Origin of the sequence: Natrialba sp. INN-245, from assembly GCF_009807105.1 — an archaeon.
GTDB lineage: Archaea > Halobacteriota > Halobacteria > Halobacteriales > Natrialbaceae > Natrarchaeobius > Natrarchaeobius swarupiae.
Genome location: NZ_WUBV01000008.1, coordinates 157,208 through 171,736 on the forward strand (window position 1 = coordinate 157,208; position 14,529 = coordinate 171,736).

Annotated in this window: 14 protein-coding genes and 1 tRNA gene; 5 read left to right on the forward strand and 10 right to left on the reverse strand. The window is 61.0% G+C overall.

The features are described 5' to 3' along the window. Positions 1-115 precede the first annotated feature (115 nt). From ftsZ to GRS80_RS02860, 6 genes are all read right to left on the reverse strand, one after another. The gene (gene ftsZ, locus GRS80_RS02835; protein WP_160046232.1) at positions 116-1,261 is read right to left on the reverse strand and encodes a cell division protein FtsZ; all 1,146 of its coding nucleotides are present in this window, start codon (positions 1,259-1,261) and stop codon (positions 116-118) included. Positions 1,262-1,420: 159 nt separating this feature from the next. Next, on the reverse strand, positions 1,421-2,803 hold the full coding sequence (locus GRS80_RS02840; protein WP_160046233.1) for a D-aminoacyl-tRNA deacylase: 1,383 nt from the start codon (positions 2,801-2,803) through the stop codon (positions 1,421-1,423). 89 nt (positions 2,804-2,892) lie between these two features. Beyond that, entirely contained in the window at positions 2,893-3,837 is a 945-nt protein-coding gene (locus tag GRS80_RS02845) for a calcium/sodium antiporter (protein WP_160046234.1), read from the reverse strand. 270 nt (positions 3,838-4,107) lie between these two features. After that, positions 4,108-4,293 (reverse strand): hypothetical protein, encoded by a 186-nt coding sequence (locus GRS80_RS02850; protein WP_160046235.1) that lies wholly within the window; start codon positions 4,291-4,293, stop codon positions 4,108-4,110. Beyond that, a complete protein-coding gene (locus tag GRS80_RS02855) occupies positions 4,290-4,640 on the reverse strand; it encodes a HalOD1 output domain-containing protein (protein WP_160046236.1) in 351 nt (116 codons plus the stop codon). Before GRS80_RS02855 ends, GRS80_RS02850 begins: the two co-directional genes overlap by 4 nt. 84 nt (positions 4,641-4,724) lie before the next feature. Then, positions 4,725-5,369: a helix-turn-helix domain-containing protein gene (locus GRS80_RS02860; protein ID WP_160046237.1), complete on the reverse strand. Its 645-nt coding sequence runs from the start codon at positions 5,367-5,369 to the stop codon at positions 4,725-4,727. A 190-nt stretch (positions 5,370-5,559) separates the two neighbouring features. On the opposite strand from GRS80_RS02860, the gene GRS80_RS02865 reads away from it, so the two are divergent. Next, positions 5,560-6,225, forward strand: a complete 666-nt coding sequence (locus GRS80_RS02865; protein ID WP_160046238.1) for a helix-turn-helix domain-containing protein — start codon at positions 5,560-5,562, stop codon at positions 6,223-6,225. Positions 6,226-6,297: 72 nt separating this feature from the next. Continuing rightward, positions 6,298-6,705: a hypothetical protein gene (locus GRS80_RS02870; protein WP_235019613.1), complete on the forward strand. Its 408-nt coding sequence runs from the start codon at positions 6,298-6,300 to the stop codon at positions 6,703-6,705. A gap of 303 nt (positions 6,706-7,008) precedes the next feature. Here GRS80_RS02870 and GRS80_RS02875 read toward each other — a convergent pair whose 3' ends face one another. Next, entirely contained in the window at positions 7,009-8,283 is a 1,275-nt protein-coding gene (locus GRS80_RS02875; RefSeq protein ID WP_160046239.1) for a DUF418 domain-containing protein, read from the reverse strand. A gap of 400 nt (positions 8,284-8,683) precedes the next feature. Between GRS80_RS02875 and mptA the strand changes: the two genes are divergently transcribed. Next, complete coding sequence (mptA, locus tag GRS80_RS02880; RefSeq protein WP_160046240.1) at positions 8,684-9,613, forward strand: GTP cyclohydrolase MptA; 930 nt, start codon at positions 8,684-8,686, stop codon at positions 9,611-9,613. Positions 9,614-9,780: 167 nt separating this feature from the next. Here mptA and GRS80_RS02885 read toward each other — a convergent pair whose 3' ends face one another. The 3 genes from GRS80_RS02885 to GRS80_RS02895 form a co-directional block, all read right to left on the reverse strand. Further along, positions 9,781-10,881, reverse strand: a complete 1,101-nt coding sequence (locus GRS80_RS02885; protein ID WP_160046241.1) for a hypothetical protein — start codon at positions 10,879-10,881, stop codon at positions 9,781-9,783. Between the two features lie 43 nt (positions 10,882-10,924). After that, a complete protein-coding gene (locus GRS80_RS02890) occupies positions 10,925-11,728 on the reverse strand; it encodes a helix-turn-helix domain-containing protein (RefSeq protein WP_160046242.1) in 804 nt (267 codons plus the stop codon). A gap of 81 nt (positions 11,729-11,809) precedes the next feature. Further along, entirely contained in the window at positions 11,810-13,471 is a 1,662-nt protein-coding gene (locus tag GRS80_RS02895; RefSeq protein WP_160046243.1) for a DUF255 domain-containing protein, read from the reverse strand. 135 nt (positions 13,472-13,606) lie between these two features. Between GRS80_RS02895 and GRS80_RS02900 the strand changes: the two genes are divergently transcribed. Together GRS80_RS02900 and GRS80_RS02905 are read left to right on the forward strand one after the other, a co-directional pair. Further along, positions 13,607-14,227: an FxsA family protein gene (locus GRS80_RS02900; protein WP_160046244.1), complete on the forward strand. Its 621-nt coding sequence runs from the start codon at positions 13,607-13,609 to the stop codon at positions 14,225-14,227. Between the two features lie 67 nt (positions 14,228-14,294). After that, positions 14,295-14,368 (forward strand) — tRNA-Ile (locus GRS80_RS02905). Positions 14,369-14,529 lie beyond the last annotated feature (161 nt).

Below are 14,529 nucleotides of genomic sequence, written 5' to 3' on the forward strand. Positions count from 1 at the left end.
GAACAGGGACACTCGAGACGACGCCAGCAGCCGTTCGCTATGCTCGTCGGTGATGGTGTTCGTCTCGCCGGAAGTGCCGATCCCAAAGCCGGGTAATGGACTCTGAACGTAACTCTCAGTCGACGAAGTCGATGTCGTCGCCCATCTCGGGCTGGACGGCCTCGCCCTCCGGCCGGCCGTAGATCTGGGGCGACTGGACGCCGGTGACGACGATCATCGTGCGCATGCTGCCCTCGAGGGTCTCGTCGATCGAGGTCCCCCAGATGATGCGGGCGTCGGGATCGATCCGGTCGTAGATCTCCTCGACGACGCCTTCGGCCTCCTCGATGGACATATCGTTGCCACCGGTGACGTTGACGAGCGCGGAGCTCGCACCCGAGATGTCGACGTCGAGCAGCGGCGAGCGGAGCGCGGTCTTCACCGAATCTTCGGCTTTCGCTTCCGAGTCGGACTCGCCGAGACCGATCATGGCGACGCCGCCGCGTTCCATCACCGTGCGAACGTCGGCGAAGTCCAAGTTGACGAGGCCGGGTTTCGTGATGAGTTCGGTGATGCCTTTGACCGAGCGCATCAGGACTTCGTCAGAGACTTTGAACGCCTGGCGAACGGGCAGTTTGCCGACGGAGTCGAGCAGGCGGTCGTTGGGGACGACGATCACCGTATCGGAGACGTCACGAAGCCGTTCTAAGCCCGCCTCGGCGTTCGTCCGCCGGACCTCGCCTTCCGCCGTAAACGGCGTCGTGACGATCGAAATCGTCAGCGCGCCGGCCTCGCGAGCAGCCTTGGCGACCACGGGAGCGGAACCGGTGCCGGTGCCACCACCGAGTCCCGCCGTGACGAACACCATGTCGGAGCCATCGATCGCCTCGTAGATGTCCTGTTGGCTCTCGAGGGCGGCCTCCTCACCCACCTGTGGCAGGGAGCCAGCGCCGCGGCCGCCGGTTTTCTCCTCACCCATCAGGATCTTCGTGTCGGCTTCGATCTCGACTAAGTGCTGGACGTCGGTGTTGGCGGCGACGAGTTTCGCGCCGTGGATGCCCTCCTCGTCCATGCGGTCGATCGTGTTACCGCCCGCACCGCCACAGCCGACGACGGTGATGTCGGTCTGGAGATCCTGAAGAACGTCCGCGAGTTCCTCGTCGGTCATCGTCCCCGATTCTCGGCCGCTCGCTGACTCGTCCGCCGACTGGCCGTCCTTGAGAGCCTCCGCCGGCTCTCCGTCCTCGGCCTCGTCGATGGCGTCGTCGATGAGTGAGTCCATTCTTGAGACCTTCTAAAGGGCGAAGCATAATTACCTTTCCCCTACACGTCAGCCGTGTGTCTGACACATTATTATTCGATTACGTATACAACATATATCCATTCGATACCTCGTCGCAGTCACTCGGTATCTAAATATTACCACCAGGTCTCTGTCAGTTCACAGCTGGAACCGATGCGTTCGATCGACGTGAACGCTCTCGGGCGTGATACGTTCGCCGTCGACGGTGACCGCCTCGCCGTTCGCGAGTTTGCCAAACGCAGGTCCCTCCGAAACGCCTGCCTTCCTCGCTAGTTCCGGAGCGAACGCCGCCTCCGCCGCGACGACGGTGCTATCCTCGACGGTGACGGAATCGAACGTCGAGGCGAGGACGTCTGCGAGCGCCTCGCCGATGGCGATCCTCGAGTCGGTATCGCCTTCGGGAACCGCCGCGCGAGCCCCGACGCGACTGCCGCCGTTTTCGGTCGAGAACGCGACGGTGTGGGACGTGACGATCTCGCGTACCCGTTCGGCGTCGATCCCCTCCGCGACGTCGACGAGGTCGGTCGGCAGATCGATCACCGCGACCGAGGGTGCGGTTCGCTCGCCGAATCGAATCCCGTCCTCGACAGTTCCCAGACGGCTCTCGACCGTTTCGACGACCTCGAGGGGCTGGTCGCCGACCTCGCGAAGCCAGGTCTCGCTGACGATCCGGTATCCCAGCTCCTCGATCGTCTCCGCGAGAACGGGTCGGTCGTCGTCAATCACCGCGAGTTCCGCCCCGCTCGCCGCGAAGACGACCTCGAGGACGTCGGCGTGTGCCGACGGATGGCCCAGTTCCGCGAGCGCCCAGTCGGGGACGACGTGGCCGACGGCCCACGGTGTCTCGCGGACGATTCGCTCGAACCTGGGGGCGTAGTGGTTGCCGCCGAAGCCGACGATCTGCCGGCGGAAAGTCGGGTCACCATCCCCGCTACCCGTCGACCCGGTCCCGATCGGCTCGGTGTGAGGCGAGACACCCCGAAGTTCGAGGATCGCGCGAGCGACTGCCTCCGCGCCGTCGGGGTCGTCCCACTGCTCGTCGTCGCTCCCGAGTTCGGCGAACAGCGACGGACAGCCGACGTCGGTCGGCCCGTGGTGGGTACACTCCATTCCCACGTCGTAGCCGTCGGGTGCGTACTCGTCGAACGCCTCGAGCAAATGGACGAGCGCGTTCGGGCAGGCCTCGGCGACCGCATAGTCGTCGCCGCCGTACTCGGCCGGGCCGACGTTACCAGTAAAGTGTCCCGTCAGGAGCGGGCCGGTGTCGCCGGCGTGACGCGAGGCGAAGACGAGCAGGTCGGGTTCGCAGTCGAACGCCTCGGCCGGGCGCTCGAGGTCGAGGTGCAGATCCGCAAACGAGCGGAGTTCGAACCCGTCCGTTCGATAGTAGCTCCCGCCCCCGTCGTCGTCCGGACGGTCCTCGTCCGTCAGCTCCGACCAGGACTCGAGGTCGCGAAGCCGATCGCAGATGTGCGTCGACGCGCGGTCGGCCCGGCTCTCGACGATCGCGATGTCAGTCATATCCGGTTTCGGTGACCGACCGCGTTAAATCGCCGGATTTCGGACGGGGCGATCCGGCGCAGTCGCCTGAAGACGCGAGGCCAGCCGGATCAGGGCAACAGGAGGAAGACGAAGACACCGTAGCCGGCGACGAGGATCGCGCCGTCGATCCGCGAGAGTCGACGACCGTAGCCCATCATCGCGACGAGAACGAGCGTGAAGACGACCAGGAACGGGAACTCGAATCGGAGCGTTTCGGGAGCAATCGAAATAGGGGTGATGATCGCGACGATGCCGAGGACGGCCAAGACGTTGTAAATGTTCGAGCCGACGACGTTGCCGATCGCGAACGCCGTCTCGCCGCGGACGGCACCGACGACCGACGCCGCCAGTTCGGGAAGGGAGGTGCCGAGGGCCAACACCGTGAGTCCGATAAACAGCTCCGAAAATCCGAGCGCCGAGAGCAGATCGGTCCCGCCGGCGACGAGCCATCGCGAGCCGACCACGAGCGCCAGTAATCCGCCGAGGACGAACGCGACATCTCGCCCCTGTATTCCCTCGCCGGCATCGGGTTCGTCGGCGATGGGTGCCGGATCCGCACCGACATTGTACACCAGATACGCCGTGAACCCAGCCAGAACGAGCAGAAAGATCGCCCCCTCGAGGCGGCCGATCACGCCGTCGACCCCGAGGACGACGAGCAAGACGACGGCGAACACCATGAACGGGACGTGCCGACGCATAACCCGCTCGGTTACCGAGAGGGGTTTGACGAGCGCCGCGACCCCGAGAACGAGTCCGATGTTGGCGACGTTCGAGCCGAGAACGGTACCGAGTCCCACGTCCGTCGAGACGTCGAGCGCGCCGATCGTGGCGACGAACAGTTCGGGCGCGGTCGTCGCGAACGCAATCACCGTCACGCCGACCGTCGCCGCGCGGAGTCCGATCCCCAGCGAGAGCCGACCCGCCCCGGCGACGAGTAGCTCGGCTCCGGCGTAGAGTGCGATCGCGCCGGCAGCCAGGAGGACGAGGGCGCCGGCCGTCCCGGAGAGCATGGAGGCGTCTACTCGAAAGCGGCCTAAAAGCGGTCCGGAACGTCGTCACTCGGCACGAAGCGACCTCGAGAATCAAACGTACGAGAGAAGCCGACTTCCCGTCGTATCATCACCTTGTGACGAGAGATACTTAAAGGAACTCGAGTGGTGGTCGGTGGACCTCGCGTCTTCAACCGAGGTTCGCCTCGAGCGCCGAACCGTGATCTCTCTTGGCGCTCCGTCGTGTTGTCCCGGTATGAGAGTGGCGGTTCGAGAACCGATCGCCGTCGGTCACTCCGACTGCTCGTTCTTCTCGACTTCCGTGACGATCACGTCCCAGTCGGGGTGTTCGGCCCCATTCCGACACTCGAATCCGCCTTCCACATCGATTCCGCTCTCGTAGGCCCTGCGAAGGAGGACTTTCAACTCCGCGTTCAGTTCCTCCTTCGACGTAAGCGAGGTCTCCTCGGAGGTCATCGTCCCGCACCCCGTTCGTATTTCTCCGCTGTAGGTTCGGGTTCTGGTGTGACGGAGATCACGCCGTAGCTGTGTACGGTTATCGCGTGCCCCTCGTGTGTGAATTCGACGTGGGAATCACCGTTCGTTCCGTTTCGAACGCGGACGAGTGCATCTAATTCGTCGGGATCGAGCGTAGAATAGAGTGGGTCCAGTTCTACCGGGTCAGTGTCCATCACGTCCGCCAGCGTTGCGATAACAGCCATGCTCGCGGGCGTCTTCTCCTGATCGAACTGGGTGCGAACAGCCCCAGATTCCTGAACGTACTCGACCGCCTCGACTCCAACCCCAGATACCGTTGTGTCCATTCTATCTGGTTCTAGCCGTCTGTGTCGGATCAACGAGGATACTGATTATACAGGGGGTTTAAAATGGGGCCTCTATTCGAGTGGTCACGACGAACTGGTGAGCGTCGCGCCAATGAGCCGACGATGCCCGCGTCGAAGACGTGACGATAGTGACTGCTGGGTGATGCCGAGTTCGTCAGCGACCTCCTCGAGTGACGTCTCGCGTGGAGTGTCGAAGTAGCCCCGATCGTAGGCCAGTATCAGCGCCTCACGTTGGGTCTCAGTCAACTCGTAGCCTTCTCCCTGGATCGAAAGCATGGCGTGGACGGCGGTGATCGCTATCGGGATGTCGTTTTCCTGGCAGTACTCTCGGAACTCGGCGATTGCCACCTGACTCTCGGCGCGCACCTCGAATCGCCACTCGTCTTTCGTCCCGATTCCGGAGAGCACGACGACGTTGGCCTCGGCAAGCGCACTCAGGATACCGAAGTACGCCTGATCCCACTCGGCACGCATGAGATACTGGTCTTCGATGTGATCGACCAGTTGGATGTTGGATACGCCAGCGTGTTGTTCGAACGCAGCTTCGATGTTCCCCGTTTGTACACCACGCACCCAGAAGTACGGGATAATCAGCGTCTCGTGTGGGATGAGTCGCTCCAGTTCGACCGTCACGCCCGGCAAATTCTCGAAGACACTCCCCAGTGGAAACTCCGCTACCGGACTCGTAAACTCCATCACGGTCGCCATGGGAATCCTTCGTCCGCCAGGTGAATAACCAGCATGGGTGGTGTACCATGGCGTCGAGACGAGTCAACGTACCGTTGCTGGCTGGGGGAGTGTGCGCTTCGAACGGGAAGTCCGTTTGGCATCCCGACGTACATGGTACACCATGTTATCTCCTTTTGTACGACCGGGCAATCTAGTCGCACAAGCGAGTATGAGTGTGATAACGGAGATTCGCGTCCCGTCCGAGGATTTTGAACTCGGACAAATTCTCAGTCTGGAGCACGCCTCGGCGATCGAACTCGAGACGCTCGTCCCGAGTGGGGACGCTACCGTGCCGTTCTTCTGGGTCTACGAACCGATCGAAGACGGCTTTCTCGATACCGTCGAACGCTATCCAACGGTCAACAGCGTCACGGAGGTGGACGTCTTCGACGATCGGACGCTGTTCAGGATCGACTGGGATGCAAGCCAGGATCACCTTTTTCAGTGCATTTTGGACCACAATGGGCAAATACTAAGTGCGACTGGTGCACCCGAAGGGTGGAATTTCGAGATCCGATTCGGAGACCGCGGGTTGTTGAGTCAGTGTCAGGACTGTTGTGAGGACGCCCACATCACCCTGAAGATAACTCGCATATACAATCCAACGGACCCCGAGGCAGGCCCATGGTACGGCTTGAGTGACCCCCAACGAGAAGCGCTTCTGCTTGCCGTCCGAATGGGATACTACGACATCCCACGAGGCTGTACGACCGCGGAGTTAGCCGGCGAGCTCGGGATTTCCGATCAGGCAGTGACGGAGCGACTGCGTCGTGCCATTGGAACGTTCGGGAGGCACGCACTTCTCACACCCGAGTCACCGGCGCACGTGGACTGACATGGATTGCTGTGAGCGCCCCATTATACACCATGGGACAGGACCAGGCAGTTGGACCAACGCTAGGAGAGTATGGATGAGAGTCGAAAGCTGAAGACAGGAGATATCCAGTCAATCGAAGAGGGTTCCGCTACTTCGGGGCGTGAGAGGCAGATCTCCCCCGATACGCTTCTGTCGGCTGTCGCGAACGAACATCGACGCGCCATCCTCAACGCAGTGATCGACGCGTCCGAGAAGAGGCTGGCATACGACGTGCTCGTAGACCGTGTTGCAGACCGGGTTCGAGACGAAGACGCGACGCGGGAGTCAGACGAACACCGACAACGCGTCCGGATCGCCCTTCGCCATACCCATCTTCCAAAACTGAAGGAGGCTCGGATAATCGACTACGAAGCCGAACTGGACCACGTCCAGTTCGTTGGCGGTGAACTCGAACGGAACATCCTGGCGCTGGTCGAACCGTACGACGTCGCCCAGTGATACGGATTACTGTAACGGTTTACCGGCGCAACCGCCGCATGGGTCGTGGTTGCGCCGGAAATGACTGACAGTGAACCGTATGAGGTGTGATCGAGTAGCTCCAGTTTCGAACCACTCTCCAACCCGGCGCGATCGCTCGAGAGTCGAACCCACCCTCGAGCGCTGTGGCTCGAGAATCGAAGACACGAGAGAAGCCGGCTTCCCGTCGTATCTTCACCTTGTGACCAGAGATACGTAAAGGAACGCGGCGCTCGAGCCCAGCGTCGCGAGGCAACCGTTCACCCCGACCCCGAGAACAGGTCGTTACGACTCGAGACGCATCGGCTGGCGTTGGCGGTACGTAAGCGTCCGCCACACCCATTCGACCGGGCCGAACCGGAAGCGGTTCACCCACCACACCGAAAGCGGGATCTGGATAGCCCAGATCAGCACGACCACTCCCAGTAACTCCAGGTATCCCAACTGGCCGAACAACCCGAGCCCGTACCCGTAGAAAATCGACGTTGCGACGACGGTCTGGAGCAGATAGTTCGAGAACGCGGTCCGGCCAACCGCGGCCAGCGCGTGGACGACGAGTCCGTCGCGGAGCCACCGACAGAGCAGCATAATCCCCGCGAGGTAGCCGGTTGCGAGGAGCAGCGCACCCCAGTAATTGAACTGGAACGCGAGCGTCAGGACGGGAACCGTCTCCCAGGCGAACACCTCGCGGAGCCACACCCCGACGAGGACGAGTGCAAGTCCGAGGCCACCCGCGACGACGAGGAGGCGTTTGTAAAAGCGTGTGCTCCGCTGGTTGGAGATGACACCCCACTTGTAGAGTGCCATTCCGATGATCATCATTCCACCGAGCATCCAGAACGCCTCGAAGACGAACCCGAGCGTTTGGAACTCGAAGACGACGGGGATGCGGTGAGCGACCTGCTCGAGCCAGCCGCCTTGGTAGATTTCGATTTCCCGTTCGGGCGAGAGTCCCGCGCCGAACGCAGCGAGGAATTCTTCCTCGAGTTCGGCCCGCCCATCCTCCGAGAGGGAGAGATATCCCACACCCGTCAAGAGGTACAGTATGGATGGAATCGAGAACATAGCGGTACCGAGTACGAGTTGGCGGCTAGGTCGCCATCGCCACACCCAGACTACGAGGAACCCACAGAGAGCGTAGAAGACGAGGATATCGCCGTACCACAGCAGGTACGCGTGGCCTAGGCCGATGACGAGCAACCAGAACGTCCTGGAGAAGTGTAGCATCCGTCCGGGTTGACCCTTCCGCTCTTTCGATTCCAGGAACAGGACCATCCCGGCACCGAACAGGAACGTAAACAGGGTCACGAACTTCTGTTCGAAGAAAACGTGGCTGATCGCCCACGCGAGGTAGTTCGCGCCGGTAAAGTCCCCGTAGAGGGTCGGATTGAACTGCGCAATCGTCGGCAGCCCGAACAACCAGATGTTGATGACCAGAATCCCGAGCAGGGCGAACCCACGGAGGGCATCGAGGGCGACGATCCGGTCAGCGGGAGCCGTTGGACCAGATTCGTCTGAGCCCGGTGTCGTCTTCGGATTACCGGACGAATTTCTCGACATGAAAATAGCATATTTTTCCGGTAGTAAAATCCGTTTGATCTGCTACAGCGATCTCTGGGTATTGTACGCTGTTTTTGCCTTACCAGTTGGCGTATATCGCTATGGTCTGAACGTCTTGTTACCCTCGAGAACCCAGTCCAGCCCGGAGCGATCGCTCGAGAGTCGAACCCACCCTCGAGCGCTGTGGCTCGAGAATCGAAGACACGAGAGAACTCGGCTTTCCGTCGTATCCACACCTTGTGACCAGAGATACGTAAAGGAACTCGACCGGCCGGGTGAAGGACCCGGCGGCGTGCGCCGAGGGATCGCTTCGAGGCGAAGCGTGACCCCCCCTCTCCGTACTCACCGTCGAGGTTCCCCTTCCGAAAGGCCTAATCGGCCGCTGGCCCGAGTACGGCCAATGAGTCACCAGCTTCCGGACGTGCAGGCGACGTCGCCCGACGTCACCGTCGGCCTCAGTCAGGTCGGCGTCACCGGCGTCGAAAAGCTCGTCAAGATCGCCCGCGAGGACAAACGGCCGCTCGTCTTTACGGCGGAGTTCGAGGTCTTCGTCGATCTGCCGGGCTGGCGCAAGGGCGCGGACATGAGCCGCAACATGGAGGTCATCGACGAGATCTTAGAGGACGCGACCCGCGAGGAGGCCTACCGCGTCGAGGAGGTCTGTGGCGACGCCGCCGAACGCTTACTCGAGAAACACGACTACACGTCGAAAGCCGAGGTGTCGATGACAGCGGAGTTCATGCGCCGCGAGCAGACGCCGGCGACCGACCGCGAGACCCAGCACACCGTCGACATCGTCGCCGCCGCGACGGCGACCGACGAGGGCACCCGCGAGGAGATTGGTGCCGAGGTAACGGGGATGACCGTCTGTCCCTGCTCGCAGGGGATGTCCGCCGCGCGGGCAAAAGAGACGCTCGAGGATCTCGAGGTCGACGAGGAGACGATCACCGAGTTCTTAGAGGAAGTTCCACAGCCGGGTCACTCCCAGCGGGGCCACGCGACGCTAACCGTCGAGGCGGCCGGCGATCCGGACGTCGATTTAAACGACGTGATCGACATCGCCCGCGACGCGATGAGCGCACGCATCTACAACCTCGCGAAACGCCCCGACGAGGATCACATGACCTTCGCGGCACACTCGGACGCGAAGTTCGTCGAGGACTGCGTACGCTCGATGGCCGAGGGGGTCGTCGACGAGTTCGACCACCTCGCGGACGACGCCGTCATCACGATGAAACAGTCGAACGACGAGTCGATCCACCAGCACAACGCCCACGCCGAGCGCGTCGTCGAGATGGGACGGCTGCGCGAGGAAGTCAACGGCGAGTAATAGTAAACAGAAACAGAGCGTATTTTCCGTAGGAATATTTGTGACTGAGATCTTTAGTAAGATATTTATACAATACGGAGATAGAAATTGATGTCACGTGTCCCATCCCCGGGGCGCGTATTTTCGTGGCTCCTTCCCCGGAGCCGCTTACCAAACGGATAGCTACTTCATTCATGTTCAAAACCACCTATCTCATCATGAAATAATTCTTTTGCTTCCTCTCTATTGAGGACAGTGACAGACTTATCATCATTTAAATCCTCATATTCTCTCAGATTCCCTGCATGTTCGTTAAGAGAGATTAGGAGATCTTCGTCTGACATAAAGTCCCGATCGTGACTCTCATTAAAGAATTTCACACACCCATTATTCTCCATAGCAAACCGACATGCATGTTCGTATATATCTAATGATTTCGCCTTTTTATTACCCACCGACCCAGAATAAATGTATGTTGTCGGTGTTGGATAGTGAATGAGGGTTCTCACACTATCTTTAGTGTGTGGAATAACTTTCGAGAGCGGCGGATTTGAATCAAGAGCGACTGAGTCCACATAAGCAGAATTTTCTGGTGTTATCCTTTTCAGAAATTCATATATTTGCTTTTCATGCCATTCCGGAACATGCTGTTTAACCATATCCATCGTGAGATCAGCTAACGAAAGAAGAGGATACGTCCGATCTCCTTGTGGGACTACTTTGATATCATCAGCCATTGACCCAATTTCTAACCAGGCTGGGGAAACATTTCCTCCGAAATCGTCAGTAAGTATGTTCTTATGAACAGGCCAATCGTGGCTTGGCCAATCCTCTGGACGAACGTGCTCCCTTCGGAGATATTCCCATATCGCTATTATATTATAATATTTTTCTAGAATTGAATTCATGAACTCTTGTGAGTTCATCCGTCGCTTATCATCCTCATTGTCTTCAAAAACGGTTACCCACATAGGATCTAAGGATGTTTCAACAAACTGAATGTCACGAATATATTCAATTGATAATAACTCTGTAACGATATCTCGGCGTGCTTCTGCTCGTTCCCAATCTGGAACCCATCTAGTGATATCTTCGTCTTTTATGATTGGATGTTGTGTTCGAATACCATATTCCGACTTTTTATCCTCTATTATTGCCTCATATGATGAATTGAACTCACAGATATCATCTACAGCAATAGCAACTGAGGCTAAACTAATCCAATTTGGACGTTGGTCGTGGAATTTATACTTTGTTGAATCAGAAGCGACCCAGCCACTACTGTCCATAGACTTCTAGAAGAATAGTGGCGTTAAATATTTGCTGTACTTGTTAAAATTGCAAGGACTCCGCGTTTTCCCACCGCGGGACGAACTCCTCGCGGACGTTCGCGGCGAACTCCGGATCCTTGAGGTCGATCATCCCGAACGCGTCGCCCGAGGAGAGCGGGTTCGGGACCTGAATGCAGACCTCGATATCGTCGATGAGGTTGAACGAGCCGGTTACGTCGTCGGTCGTCCGAACGTCGAAATCGGCCCGGTTTTGGAGGACTCCCCGGTACCGCTCGCCGACCTTCTCGGAGAGCGACGACACCAAATGCCTGGTCATCAACACGTCGATCGAGACCCCGCGGTCCAGGGCGTCCTCGAGTTCCGCGGTGACGTCCTCGCTGACCGCCTGGATGTCCCGCTCGGGGACCGGATCGGCGGCGACCATCACGATCCGGTCGTCGGCCGCTGCCAGCCGCTCTAACAGGAGATCGGTCGTCTCCTCCGGACCGACCGCGGCCGTCCAGAACTGATCTTCGACCGGTTCGGCCGCGTCGAGTTCACTCGAGAGATCGTCGACGATCGACTCGTACTGGTCGGCTTTCTCCTCGAGTTCGCGTTTCTTGTCCTCGAGCAGCCGGTCGAGCGCGGTCGCGGGCTCGACTGCGACGTACTTTTTCGGTCGACTCGCCGTCTGGCTCCGGACGAGGTTGTACTGCTCGATGCTGTTCAACACGTCGTAGATTCGTCCCATCGGGACGTCGCTCGCACGAGACAACTCCTTGGCCGTTGTGGGTCCGGTCTGTAGCAGCGATCGATACGCCCGCGCTTCGTACTCCGAGAGTCCGAGGTCCCTGAGGCTGGCCATATCGTGAGAGAACCCACCGAAGAAACATAAACACTGTGGTAGTTTTGTGCGGCTGTGTGCAACTGCGATCCAGGGCCGCTATCAGTCGAGAACGTCCCTGACGCGCTCACTCAACTGTTCGGGAGTTTCGACAGCCGCCGACGTGCGTTCGTTCAACTCGACGCGTGCCGTCCCCGACTCGAGGTCGTCTGTCGCCGCCGGGACGACGACCTTCTCGTGGTCGGCCATGCGCAACGCCGCCCGGTGGAGGTCAGATCCGGGACTGTCGCCGACCCGGATCACCAGCGGACCCTCGAGCAGCCGCGACACCGCCGTCGCATACCGGGCGATCTGGACGCCGAACCGATCGCTCGCGCCGGCGAACGACTCGAGCGTTTCGCGCGCGACGGTCCGGTACCGATCCTCGCCGGTGAGGACGGCGAGATCGACCAGCGCGTCCGCGAGCGCGACGTTCGAGTCGAGCGGTCGCAGCGGACGCTCGAGCAAACCGACACCCGACGCCGGTCCGTCGAGAAACGACTCGCCGTCCCGGAGCCGATCGATCGTCGCATCCGCGACCGTCGTCGCGTCGGCCAGCGCGCCCGTCTCGAGGACGCTCCCGGCGGTCGTCAAGGCGGACAGCGCCCGTGCCTGGGTTGCAAGCAGACACGCCGACTCGGCGTCGGTCGGATCGTCGTCGTCCGCCACGGGCTGGCTGTGGACGTGTCGAACGACGCCGTCGGAGCGGAGGTCAGTCCGGAGCGTCTCGAGTGCGCGCTCGGCGTACCGACGGGCGCGTTCGTCGTCGGTGTAGCCGTAGTACGTCAGGAGCCCCTCGATCGCGAGCGCGTTCGAACCGGCGAAGACGCCATCGTCGACGGATGGCTCGGGTGCCGTCGCGCGGTCGGTGGCGTCGAGCCCGTGGGCCGCGTCCTCGCCGGGAGCCTGGCTGTTAGCGAAGGCGTCGATGTCGTCGTTCCACAGCGTGGTCGTCAGGAACTCGATCGTTCGCTCTGCGGGCTCGCGGTACTCGTCGGCCCCGGTGTGGAGGTAGGCGTTCGCGAACGCGCGGACCAACGCGGCGTTCGAGTCGAGGAGTTTCTCGTAGTGGAGTCCCGACCAGTCGCGCTCGGTCGCGAAGCGGTAGAATCCCCCGTCGTACTCGTCGAGCAAGTTCGCGCTCACGGCGTCGAACGACCGAAGTGCCATCTCTCGATCGCGCTTGAGCGCGAACTCGAGGGCGTCGGGGAGGGGAAACTTCGGTTCACCGCCCCAGCCGCCGGCGACCTCGTCGTAGGTCTCGGTCAGCTGGCCGAGCATGGCGGCCTCGACGTCGGGCGTGAGGTCGCCAGCCGGCGGGTCGTCCTCGCGTAGCGACCGCGGGACGCGGGCCGCGCCGTCGCCTTTGGTCTGCCACATCGTGCGCACGCTATCGAGCACCTGCCGCATGCCGTCGGGGCCGAGGTAGCCCGCGCCCGTCAGCACCCGGCCGTCGGGGGCGAGAAAGACGGTCGAGGGGAACCCGCCCATGTTGTACCGGTCCCGAACGCGGGGACGGCGGTCGACGTCGACGCGGATCGGAACGAAGCTGTCGTTGACGTTCGCTGCGATGCGTGGCTCCGCGTACGTCTCCGCGTCCATCTCGTGGCAGTGATCACACCACGTCGCAGTGAGCGAGAGCAAGGCGGGGACGTCGGCCTCGGCCGCCTCGTCGAAGGCTGCCTGGCCCCACTCGCGCCACTCGACGCGCGTCTCGTCGTTCATACCGAATCGTCCGGGCGTCCCGGGCGTAAGCCCTTCGCTCGAGGGTCGACAGCGATCACGCCGCCGATCCGACGGCGGCAACCGAACCTGACTCGAGAGTAAAGGGTTTTGACCCTCGGTCGGCTATACCGGGGCATGCTCCGGTGGATCTTCGCGCTGTTGCTCATCCCGTTTCTGGACGCGGTGATCCTCGCGATCGTCGTGAGCCAGACCGAGGTACTCGGCTGGATCGGGATGGTCCTGCTCGTCGTCCTCACTGGATTGATCGGGATGTTGCTCGTGCGCGCCGAGGGTCGGCGGACGCTTCGCAAGATGCAACGAACGCTCGCCCAGGGCGAGCCGCCGACGAACGAGTTGCTCGACGGCGGGCTCCTGATCGCCTCCGGCGCGTTCTTGCTCACGCCCGGGCTCGTGACTGACCTCATCGGCTTCATGCTCGTGCTCCCGCTTACCCGAATCCCCATCCGTGCGGGCCTCAAGCGGTTCGTGATCGTCCCCTACGCGGACAAGAAGACCGACGGGCTGATCAGCGGCACCGTCTGGACCTACGGCTTCCCCGAGGGCGACGGCGTCGGACAGGCGGGCTCGAGCACCGGCGCGAACGCCGGCTCGAGCGACGCCAACACGTACGATCTCGGCGAGGACGCCTACAGCGTGGACGACGGCACCGACTCCTATACGATCGACTTCGGTGACGACGCCTCGAGATCATCGGACACGAAAGACGACGATGAGCGCGATCGCCACGCTCGCTAGCGGTTCTCACGGCATCCGCGGAAAGAAACGCTTAAACGTACCACCCAGCAACTATTCAGTGCAGAGCGGGCCAATAGCTCAATTAGGTTGAGCGCCACTCTGATAAGGTGGAGGCTCTCGGTTCAAATCCGAGTTGGCCCACTACTTTTGCGACGAACGGACGTGAGGAGCAAATCGTGGATCAACTCGGATTTAAACCCTGGAAGTCGCAGCCCGCGAGCGGAGCGAGCAGGAACGTCTTCCTTCGGTTCAAATCCGAGTTGGCCCACTCAGCTTGTGAACGCGGGTCGCCTCCGTCCAGG

Coding starts and splice junctions, on each gene's coding strand:
- ftsZ (WP_160046232.1), bottom strand. CDS start 1,261: ATGGACTCACTCATCGACGACGCCATCGACGAGGCCGAGGACGGAGAG.
- GRS80_RS02840 (WP_160046233.1), bottom strand. CDS start 2,803: ATGACTGACATCGCGATCGTCGAGAGCCGGGCCGACCGCGCGTCGACG.
- GRS80_RS02845 (WP_160046234.1), bottom strand. CDS start 3,837: ATGCTCTCCGGGACGGCCGGCGCCCTCGTCCTCCTGGCTGCCGGCGCG.
- GRS80_RS02850 (WP_160046235.1), bottom strand. CDS start 4,293: ATGACCTCCGAGGAGACCTCGCTTACGTCGAAGGAGGAACTGAACGCG.
- GRS80_RS02855 (WP_160046236.1), bottom strand. CDS start 4,640: ATGGACACAACGGTATCTGGGGTTGGAGTCGAGGCGGTCGAGTACGTT.
- GRS80_RS02860 (WP_160046237.1), bottom strand. CDS start 5,369: ATGGCGACCGTGATGGAGTTTACGAGTCCGGTAGCGGAGTTTCCACTG.
- GRS80_RS02865 (WP_160046238.1), top strand. CDS start 5,560: ATGAGTGTGATAACGGAGATTCGCGTCCCGTCCGAGGATTTTGAACTC.
- GRS80_RS02870 (WP_235019613.1), top strand. CDS start 6,298: ATGGATGAGAGTCGAAAGCTGAAGACAGGAGATATCCAGTCAATCGAA.
- GRS80_RS02875 (WP_160046239.1), bottom strand. CDS start 8,283: ATGTCGAGAAATTCGTCCGGTAATCCGAAGACGACACCGGGCTCAGAC.
- mptA (WP_160046240.1), top strand. CDS start 8,684: ATGAGTCACCAGCTTCCGGACGTGCAGGCGACGTCGCCCGACGTCACC.
- GRS80_RS02885 (WP_160046241.1), bottom strand. CDS start 10,881: ATGGACAGTAGTGGCTGGGTCGCTTCTGATTCAACAAAGTATAAATTC.
- GRS80_RS02890 (WP_160046242.1), bottom strand. CDS start 11,728: ATGGCCAGCCTCAGGGACCTCGGACTCTCGGAGTACGAAGCGCGGGCG.
- GRS80_RS02895 (WP_160046243.1), bottom strand. CDS start 13,471: ATGAACGACGAGACGCGCGTCGAGTGGCGCGAGTGGGGCCAGGCAGCC.
- GRS80_RS02900 (WP_160046244.1), top strand. CDS start 13,607: ATGCTCCGGTGGATCTTCGCGCTGTTGCTCATCCCGTTTCTGGACGCG.